General features: G+C 36.0%; 7 protein-coding genes and 2 pseudogenes. 4 read left to right on the forward strand and 5 right to left on the reverse strand.

All coding sequences use genetic code 11. The annotated features are described in order from the left end of the window. The first annotated feature begins 482 nt into the window (after positions 1 to 482). Positions 483 to 1,304 carry a M90 family metallopeptidase gene (locus DWA31_RS01280; RefSeq protein WP_114324874.1) on the forward strand — a complete coding sequence of 274 codons (822 nt, stop codon included), beginning with the start codon at positions 483 to 485 and terminating at the stop codon, positions 1,302 to 1,304. Positions 1,305 to 1,632: 328 nt separating this feature from the next. Then, the gene (locus tag DWA31_RS01285) at positions 1,633 to 2,160 is read left to right on the forward strand and encodes a hypothetical protein (RefSeq protein WP_114324875.1); all 528 of its coding nucleotides are present in this window, start codon (positions 1,633 to 1,635) and stop codon (positions 2,158 to 2,160) included. A 145-nt stretch (positions 2,161 to 2,305) separates the two neighbouring features. On the opposite strand, the gene DWA31_RS01290 is transcribed toward DWA31_RS01285, so the two are convergent. From DWA31_RS01290 to DWA31_RS01300, 3 genes are read right to left on the reverse strand one after another with little or no spacing between them, the layout of a single operon-like run. Beyond that, complete coding sequence (locus DWA31_RS01290) at positions 2,306 to 2,872, reverse strand: SOS response-associated peptidase (RefSeq protein WP_114324876.1); 567 nt, start codon at positions 2,870 to 2,872, stop codon at positions 2,306 to 2,308. Between the two features lie 9 nt (positions 2,873 to 2,881). Continuing rightward, a complete protein-coding gene (locus DWA31_RS01295; RefSeq protein ID WP_114324877.1) occupies positions 2,882 to 4,135 on the reverse strand; it encodes a Y-family DNA polymerase in 1,254 nt (417 codons plus the stop codon). After that, positions 4,123 to 4,536 carry a LexA family protein gene (locus tag DWA31_RS01300; RefSeq protein WP_114324878.1) on the reverse strand — a complete coding sequence of 138 codons (414 nt, stop codon included), beginning with the start codon at positions 4,534 to 4,536 and terminating at the stop codon, positions 4,123 to 4,125. The genes DWA31_RS01295 and DWA31_RS01300 overlap by 13 nt, the downstream gene beginning before the upstream one ends. 784 nt (positions 4,537 to 5,320) lie before the next feature. On the opposite strand from DWA31_RS01300, the gene DWA31_RS01305 reads away from it, so the two are divergent. Further along, the gene (locus DWA31_RS01305) at positions 5,321 to 6,748 is read left to right on the forward strand and encodes a coniferyl aldehyde dehydrogenase (RefSeq protein WP_114324879.1); all 1,428 of its coding nucleotides are present in this window, start codon (positions 5,321 to 5,323) and stop codon (positions 6,746 to 6,748) included. A gap of 162 nt (positions 6,749 to 6,910) precedes the next feature. Continuing rightward, positions 6,911 to 7,498, forward strand: a complete 588-nt coding sequence (locus DWA31_RS01310; protein WP_114324880.1) for a TetR/AcrR family transcriptional regulator — start codon at positions 6,911 to 6,913, stop codon at positions 7,496 to 7,498. A gap of 689 nt (positions 7,499 to 8,187) precedes the next feature. On the opposite strand, the pseudogene DWA31_RS01315 reads toward DWA31_RS01310, so the two are convergent. Next, positions 8,188 to 8,478, reverse strand: a pseudogene (locus DWA31_RS01315) (HU family DNA-binding protein); the annotation flags it as partial. Positions 8,479 to 8,609: 131 nt separating this feature from the next. Next, positions 8,610 to 8,875, reverse strand: a pseudogene (locus tag DWA31_RS01320) (group II intron reverse transcriptase/maturase); the annotation flags it as partial.

Below are 8,875 nucleotides of genomic sequence, written 5' to 3' on the forward strand. Positions count from 1 at the left end.
GAATGGATTAATACCATTCGACTATCTCATGCATTGCCTAGAGCAATTGACCAACTCTGCACTTGATATCGAAACATTATTGCCCTGGAATGTAAAACTTAGCTAAGTGTTTTACCCAGACCTTCACTATGTTTTTCTTTATGCTCTAATTTAATAAGTTGGTTTCTTACAGACTTCCTGATTGTTTCTTCGTCAGAATTTCCAATTATTTCGAGAAAATATATTATTATTTAATAAGTTATAAATTTATGTCAGTATTAATTACATAATTAATATGTCTAAAAATCAATCTAACTCTTTGTTGTTATTTTTGTCCGAAAGTCAAAAGTAGACGTTTTTTATGTATTAAGCAAAAGGATAAAATTTCTGTGTCAGTTTCCTCTTTCTGCAGCATCGACATTAGAAAAATAAGTCATAAGTAAACTTGATATTTGACTTTGTAGTACCTATTTCATAATAAAGTCAAACAATTAAAGTTCATTATGTTGTCTTATCTATTGCCAATATTAATTGGCGTTTTTATTATCGGTTACTCTATTGGCAAGCCATCTTGGCGAGAGTATCAACGAAATAAAATAAAAAATCAGCCTTTTAAAAAGGAATGGCGAAAAATAATTCAGCAAAGAATGCCTTATTTTAGACAAATGCCAGCAGAATTACAGTTACAACTTAAACAACATATTCAGGTGTTTTTGGCGGAAAAAAACTTTATTGGGTGTAATGGTATTCAAATAACGGATGAGATAAAAATAACGGTCGCCGCACAAGCCTGCTTATTATTACTTAACCGAAAGACTGATTTTTACCCTAAATTGCGTACCATACTTGTTTATCCGCGTGCTTTTATTAAAGAACAGCAAAGTATGCATGAAGATGGAGTACAACATACTAAAAAAATGGTATTAGCTGGTGAATCATGGGGTTTTGGAAAAGTTGTTTTATCTTGGCAAGACACATTAGATGGTGCGAAAATTCCAAATGACGGTCGTAATGTGGTTATTCATGAATTTGCTCATCAATTAGATCAAGAAAATGGTAAATCCAATGGCGCTCCAATCTTAGATAAAGGGCAAAATTATAAATGTTGGTCAGAAGTATTTGCTTTGCATTTTGAACAACTTAAAATTCAAGCGAAGACAGGTAAACCTTCATTGTTTGATTATTATGGCGCCACAGAGCCTGCTGAATTTTTTGCTGTTGCCAGTGAGGTATTCTTTGAGCAAGCTCAGCAGTTTCATTATGAATATCCAATGCTTTATCAGCAATTAAAACAGTATTATCAGGTTGATCCTATTCATTGGTAATCAAGGTAATGTTTTAAGGGGGGCAATACGCTACTTATCAGCTTTCAAAATATTTTTGCACAGTCTGTTGCAATAGTGACTGCGAAGTCTTATCTCGTATATGGACTCCACGTATTTTACAATTAATAATTTCACAGTAAACAGATTAAGATGCGTCGTATATACGGCTTATTATTATGACAGCTACTCTTGCAAGATAGATAGATAGATAGGTTTTAAGCCACTTTTTTCAACTCACTCTTTTGCTCATACAGTATTGAAGTGGAAAGGTTAGAGAAACTAGAATAATAATGAATAGTTTTAATTTTGACTAAGTGAGCACTATAAAATGTATGATCCTTTTTTACCGCCTGATGACATGAGCACAGCCGAAGCGTTAGAGTTAATAACAAACTATCAATTTTTAGAGCCTATCTATCACTCAGATGGTTTTGGTCATCTGCAGGTTGAAGCTCCAATTGAGACAAACCCTTACAGCATAAGCAGCCTTATTTGCCAGATTGAACTAAAGCAACAATGGCCTGCTTTTATTAAACTGCTACCTAGCCAAAGTGAGCTCTGGTTGCTAAATTTTTCGGTTGAACTTCAAAAGGAAAATAGTAAAGGCGTGCTCAATTGTTTAGTTAAATTAACTGGTTTTATTAAAACATCAGCCAATCAAATCACCCACCTTCAGTATGCTGCTCAATGGCCTTGGCAGTCAGGCTCTATCTTATTATTTGATGAGATAATAAATACGTTATCTAAAATTGAGCAGAGCCTAATAAAAAAGGATGGGTTGGCTGCTGAAATAAACTTATCCATTGTTCGTCAAACTCTAATTGCGCTAAAGCCGATCAAGGTTACTTTAAATTAGATTAGAGCTAGTTGGATCAAAGCATTCATTTTCTGCAAGCCAAGATGCAGCCGGATTTTTAGCTGCAACAGAAAGGTGAACTATAGTAGAGTTGCCGAACTTTGCCCTGTTATATATAAATTAAAAAACAATGTTTTGATGTACTTTAATCAGCCTTACATATATTAATCATTTCATCGCTCACATGCTCTAAGAGCGGAGCTACTTGTTTAGAGTTTGAATTAAACCAATGCTCTGTATGCTCAGGTAATATAAACACAGGCATGCGTTTATGATACTCACCACATTTAGTATTCGGTGTTGTAGTTAATGTGACTAGTTCAGTTATTTCATGCTTGAATAATATCCCTGGCATATACAACGGCATTTGGTCTGCATGTTCAAAAAGGTATTTTACTTTTTTACCTTCTTCAGTACGCCATTCATACCAACCGTTACAAGGCACTAAACAACGTTGATGTTGAAAAGCTTGCTTGAAAGTGGGTTTTGTTTCTACCGTTTCAGACTGAGCATTGATTATCAGTTTTTTAGACCAGTTAGGCTTTATACCCCAAGCGGCATTTATTTGTTGATAGCCTGATTGGGCAGTCGTAATCGTTGCGGCAAATTGACTAGGGCTACAGTTACTATTAGTCATTACTTTAAAGGGGGTATTGAACAAATTACTCACTATTGGCGCTATTTTATCTACAACACTAAATCGCCCACACATTTGAAAGCCTCAACATATTATTTTAGGAATATCTCGCCACTTACTTGTATAACTTGGCGATAAAAATTCACGACGCATTTGCCATTTTTGAGTAGTGCCTTGGCTAGCTAGTTGAACAGAGCCAGCACCATACCTTTGATTAATTTTATCATAGCATGACATTAAAACTGGATTTTCAGTATTCGTAAAGAACAAGTCTTGTTGCTTAAACTGTGAGTTTTCTAATTCTATTGCCCCAACTCCGCAGCGATAATAAAAAACACCCGACACGAATATTTCATTTAAAACAGATGAAATAGCAGCGCTAATTTGCTGCGTATTATCGGAGGCTATAGGAAATTCATATATAACTGATCTTTTATAATAATTATCATCATGAGGAGAGCTTGACGCAAATATTAAAACTCGCTTAATGAGAGAACGTTGCTCTCTAGTCTTACGAGCAACGATGTCACCATGAGAAGACAATGCTTTTCTCAACTCAGTATATTCAGTTATGCGCTGACCAAAACTACGGGTTGAAAATATTTCCTTTTTATTTTGTTTTACATCATCCCAGTTCAAGCAGGTTGTACCATTTAACTCTTTAATAGTTCGTTCAACAACAACACCAAATTGTTGTCTCATATATTTAGCATCTTGATTAGCTAATTCCCACGCATTTTGAATACCTAAAATACTCAATCGCTTACCTAATCGATTGCCTATCCCCCAGACATCAGTTAAAGACATGCGAGAGAGTATTTCTTTGCGTGATTTATCGTTATCAATGACGGCAACACCGTTATATCCTGATAACTTTTTGGATGCATGGTTTGCCGCTTTAGCTAATGTTGGCGTTAGGCCAAAACCCACACCAACAGGTAACTTCACCTCTTTCCATACGGCTTTTCTAATTAAGTGTCCGTAATCGTGCCAATTATCAATATAGCGGTAATTTTTAAACTTCAAAAATGATTCATCAATAGAATAAACATAATGATTATCGCAATACCGAGCAATGACATTCATCATTTTTTCACTTAAATCAGCGTAAAGTTCATAGTTTGATGAACGTATAACGACATTATTTTTGGCTAAAAAATTTTTAATTTTAAAGTAAGGGATAAACTTAGGTACGCCTAATTTTCTAGCAATAGGACAAACGGCACAAATGCAGCCATCATTATTTGTTAAAACAACAACAGCTTTGTTTCTAATAGATGGATCAAATACTTTCTCAGCGCTAGCATAATACGAAACAGCATCAACTAAGGCATACATGATAGCAATTCAGGTGCAGGTCTATGCAATCGAATAGATCGGGTTACAACGCCTTCTATTTGAAATTGATCATCAACACTTATTTGAACTGGCTTATACATTGGCGATGCAGATATTAGTTGAGCTAATTTTTTATCTAAAAATTTACAGGTGAAGCAGCCATTATAATTAGCAACAATCACATCGTGTTGACTCGTGGTAAGTGACCTATCAACAATTAGGATGTCACCATCAAAAATACCAACATCCTGCATTGACTCCCCTGAAGCTACTCCTACAAAACTAGCATTAGGATTTTGAATAAGTATAGAATCTAATGACAAACCAAGCTCTTTATACTCCGCAGCAGGAGATTCAAAGCCTGATATACCCGCTTCAATGTAAATAGGAATAACTTTCATAATAGCCAAACAAATGTAACTGTGTTTTTATACAGTGTATCTTATCTGTTATATTTAGGCAATATAACAGGAGGTGTTATAAGGATGTTGAATGGGGTAGTCTGAATATGCTATTTTTGCCACATAACATTCATTAGGATTTACAATCATAATGGCAACCTGAAGCACAAAGCTATTAGCATCAATTATTATTTTATGGCTTTATTCGTCTGACCTGCTGGGTGAACCTCTCGTCTTTCAGACTGCTATGTATTGAACTAGTCTTTATGGATTGAACTTAGAAGGACTTTAGCTCTTAGTTTTAACTGGCCGTCTTCAGGCAGTCGGTCGTTAAGTTCGCTATAAGCGGAAGTTGGTGAGTTAATTTTATTCGATAACTTTTTGCTGCACGAGCTAGCCTCACTCTGATGTCCACTATCTTCAAGGATAGCTGACATTAGCAGTTTTTTCTATATCACTATCTACCCCTATACTTAGAAAACTCAAAGTTAAGGCTAATTATCTTCAGCCACGAGAGTATTTATCCACCGGTATATTTTTACAAAGAATGGACTCTTTTATAGCCATCGCTAAGCTTACTTAATACTGACTATAGCCATCATTTAATAAATACTTTTGTGATTCCACTGAATAAAAAACAAATATTACATTGCAATTTTGGTTGGAATAAGTTTAAATACAAAAACAGACTAACTAGTCAGTCTGTTTTTATGTTTGCTGTATATATGAAAAAACAGATGTAAATCTGAAGAAATATTAAATTACTTGACCCATGGAGTTACCGATGAATATGTCAGAAAAAACAAGCTTAGATACTCGTGAATTATCGACCATACTAACTGACCAAAAACAGGCATATCGCAGTGCTCCTAATCCTTCAGCTAAAGAGCGAATTGCACAGCTTTTAGCATTAAAAAATGCACTACTTTCTTATCAAGACAACTTGGTCAACGCACTTAATCAAGATTATGGACAACGTCCTACACAAGATAGTTTAATAGCCGATATCATGCCCTGTATCGTCAATATTAATTACACCATTAAACGCCTTAATAAATGGATGAAGCCACAACGTCGTCATGCAGGGTTATTATTAGCGCCAGCTAAAGTTGAAGTGCATTATCAACCTTTAGGCGTAGTAGGGATTATGGTGCCGTGGAATTTTCCTGTGATGTTATCTATTGGTCCGTTAATCACTGCATTAGCTGCTGGCAACAGAGCCATGATTAAATTATCAGAGTTTACCCCGTGTACCAACCAAGTTATTAAGGAAATGCTAAGCAGTATTTTTGCACCCGACACCGTTACATGTATTGAAGGTGAAGCAAATATCGCAGCAGAGTTTTCATCATTAGCCTTTGATCACTTAATTTTTACCGGCTCTACAACTGTTGGTCGTCATGTTATGCGAGCGGCGGCTGATAACCTTACCCCTGTCACTTTAGAGCTTGGTGGCAAATCTCCCGTTATTATTGCGCCAGACATGCCTATAGACACTGCTGTAGAGCGTCTAATTTTTGGCAAATGTTTAAATGCCGGACAAATATGTGTAGCACCCGATTATATACTTTGCCCAAAAGATAAGGTCGAAGCATTTATTAGCAGCTATCAAAAACAATTTCAAAATATGTATGGCGATAAACACCAAAATACTGATTATGCCCATGTAATAAACTCAACTCAGCATAATAGATTACTTTCTTGGTTAGATGACGCAGTTAGCAAAGGTGCAAAAGTAGTTTCTGCTAATGGGCAAGACATTGATCGAAATTCACGTGAACTTGCCACGCAATTAGTCACTGAAACCACCGATGACATGCTAATAATGCAACAGGAGATTTTTGGTCCTATTCTCCCTATTATTAGCTATGATGATATTTCAGAAACTATTGATTATATTAATCAGCGCCCTAGGCCTTTAGCACTTTATATTATGAGTTTTGATAAAAACATCCAACAACAATTACTGAGTCAAACTCACTCTGGTGGTGTTTGCATTAATGAAACAATCTTTCATGTAGCGGCAGATGATGCTCCTTTTGGAGGTATTGGAGACTCTGGTATGGGTCAATATCATGGCAAGGAAGGTTTTTTAACATTTTCCAAAGCAAAAACAGTTTTGTCGCGAGGTAAGTTAAATATCGGAAAACTTATTCACCCTCCGTATGGGAATTTAATACAACGAATAATGTTGAAGTTTTTCTTGAGGTAAATAGCAACATTAAAATAAAATGGCACCATAACTTTATAATATCGTAATGTTATAGTGTTATTTTTTGACAACCGTATAATAGTGACAATGGTTTGCCAATTTATTGTTATCGTTCAATTCACCAAGACACACCTTAAAGCTAAATAAAGAGTAAATGCATATATGTCTGACCCTACAAACCAGCCTAAAAACAAAAAGCAGCAGCTATTAGATACAGCATTAACTTTATTTGTAAATCAAGGCATTTATGCGACATCTACTGCTTCTATTGCTAAAACAGCGGGTGTTGCCAATGGAACCCTTTTTCATCACTTCCCTTCAAAAAATGCATTAGTACTTGAGCTTTATAAAAATATAAAACGCGATTTTTCGATGCAAATAGCCCCAATAGAACTAGATGCAGCCCAATTAGAACAACAAACTAAATTGATTTGGCAACAAGCGATTAATTGGGCTTTATCGAATGCAGATCAACAGCAATTTTGCTTACAGGTAATGCAGTACCAACCACTTTCATCTCAAACTAAAGCTCAAATTTTTTCTGAAGAATTTGGTTTTTTAAAGGAAATTATACTCTTTGGTCAGCAACATCAGCTTATCGCCAATTATCCGCTATCGCTTATGCTAGAAAGTGCACATGGTCAATTTCTTACTAGTAGTCAGTTTTTCATTAACAACACTGACCTTGCACAAGATACTCAATATAGCGAAGCGGCATTTAATCTGTTTTGGAAATCATTCACAAATTAAGTGAACACAGTAATCTCCAACTCTAATAAAAATTAAATGTTGGCAGCTGATTATACTATACTCGCTCCACTTGAATATGCTCGTTTCAGGAAGGCTGAGCGATTCATAATCAAGGCACATTTTTTATTAAGGGTTGTTCAGGAGAATATGCTCCTGAACAACCATTCTCTTCAATCAATGCCTTGCGTACATGGATGTAGGTACTTAGGTTCAGTCTGGAACTATGAACCTGTGCCTAAAGGCGTTTCTAATTCCAGCTGAATCATGCATCTTCAAGTGGAACGGGTATATATGCCCAAAATTAGATATTAATGTTGTTTTCAATTTTCACCTTAAAACTTGAAAAACCAATACTCAAATCTGATTGAAAATGACGAAAGCGGACATTCGATTAATATGCATTTTTAGGTATAACAAATTAACTTTCTATTTCCCTATGGGGCAAAGTGAGATAGAACTCTTTAAAATACACCTAAAAACATAGCTAAATTAACGATGTCATAATGACTCTTAAATCGACCTCATGTTATTTTTACTCAAGATCTTATGGACATGGAGTTCTTATCTAAAAGCGAAACGGTAGTTTCATTTTTATAACATTGAGGTTAATCATGAAGATTATATTAAATAGTATACTATTATCGCTACTGATCTCTTCAGCAGCTATTGCTGATACAAGGGTCATGAATTCAGTACCGGCAAAGCCAGAAGCACAAGTCACACTTATGAATTGGAGTGAGCAACTTACCTGCTTTAAATCCTGGTGCGTTTGATGCGGCAATTTGAATTTCAGCGCCAGTTTGCGGATTACGGCCTTTACGCGCCGCGCGAGCTGATACTTTAAAGGTACCAAAACCTACTAGCGTAATATCACCACCATCTGCTAATTCGGATGTAATCTCTGTCAGTAAACTATCTAATGCACGACCTGCTGAAGCTCTAGTTATATCTGCATTTTCTGCTATTCTGTCTACTAATTTCTATGGCGGTATAGGTCGGATAGACGACACCTGTTACCAGGTGTCGCCCTCCTAAGAACCGTACGTGCAACTTTCACTGCATACGGCTAAAGCCTCCACTAAGGCGTATTATGTTACCCAGCATCCTCATCTTATAAAGCAGCCAAGACCGGCTTAAACCAAGTGTTTCTACATTCCTTCCCAAGTTTCCGCTTACTTAAGTAAGGTTCATATTGGGGATCGTAAGGGATAGCCGCACTTCTGATTTTCACATGTCTTTTTATCGGGGTATGGGCAATTTGAACAAGATTGAATAAACAATCCATGTTCGCAATTTTCTGCCAACCGTGAAACTGCCATTGGCCTTTACGATTCAGAAAATATTTCCGCGCTATCCAGTGTCTACTTTTAGTTGGAT

The organism is Candidatus Colwellia aromaticivorans, assembly GCF_003333305.1.
Lineage (GTDB): Bacteria > Pseudomonadota > Gammaproteobacteria > Enterobacterales > Alteromonadaceae > Colwellia > Colwellia aromaticivorans.

What these genes read in the sequence shown, in the direction of transcription:
- DWA31_RS01305 (WP_114324879.1), top strand. Translation starts at nt 5,321, where the DNA reads ATGAATATGTCAGAAAAAACAAGCTTAGATACTCGTGAATTATCGACC.
- DWA31_RS01285 (WP_114324875.1), top strand. Translation starts at nt 1,633, where the DNA reads ATGTATGATCCTTTTTTACCGCCTGATGACATGAGCACAGCCGAAGCG.
- DWA31_RS01290 (WP_114324876.1), bottom strand. Translation starts at nt 2,872, where the DNA reads ATGTGTGGGCGATTTAGTGTTGTAGATAAAATAGCGCCAATAGTGAGT.
- DWA31_RS01295 (WP_114324877.1), bottom strand. Translation starts at nt 4,135, where the DNA reads ATGTATGCCTTAGTTGATGCTGTTTCGTATTATGCTAGCGCTGAGAAA.
- DWA31_RS01300 (WP_114324878.1), bottom strand. Translation starts at nt 4,536, where the DNA reads ATGAAAGTTATTCCTATTTACATTGAAGCGGGTATATCAGGCTTTGAA.
- DWA31_RS01310 (WP_114324880.1), top strand. Translation starts at nt 6,911, where the DNA reads ATGTCTGACCCTACAAACCAGCCTAAAAACAAAAAGCAGCAGCTATTA.
- DWA31_RS01280 (WP_114324874.1), top strand. Translation starts at nt 483, where the DNA reads ATGTTGTCTTATCTATTGCCAATATTAATTGGCGTTTTTATTATCGGT.